Below are 229 nucleotides of genomic sequence, written 5' to 3' on the forward strand. Positions count from 1 at the left end.
TTTTGTTTCTTCAACTTCTTTTACCGGTTCTTTCACTTCTTCTTTCGTTTCTTCAACTTCTTTTACCGGTTCTTTTACTTCTTCTTTCGTTTCTTCAACTTTTTTTGTTGGTTCTGTTACTTCTTCTTTTTCAACTATATTTTGGATTACCGTTCCGTTAAACCTTATGCTAATTTCATCAGAATCTAAATCAAATTTATACACCTTTTCACCTGGGGTACTCCATTTT

Annotated in this window: 1 protein-coding gene; it reads right to left on the minus strand. The window is 31.9% G+C overall.

The genetic code is table 11. The features are described 5' to 3' along the window. A partial coding sequence (locus MR107_RS30925; RefSeq protein WP_242293217.1) for a hypothetical protein occupies positions 1–229 on the minus strand: 229 nt, incomplete at both ends.

Origin of the sequence: Bacillus cereus group sp. BfR-BA-01441 (assembly GCF_022663075.1) — a bacterium.
Taxonomy (GTDB): Bacteria; Bacillota; Bacilli; order Bacillales; family Bacillaceae_G; genus Bacillus_A; species Bacillus_A cereus.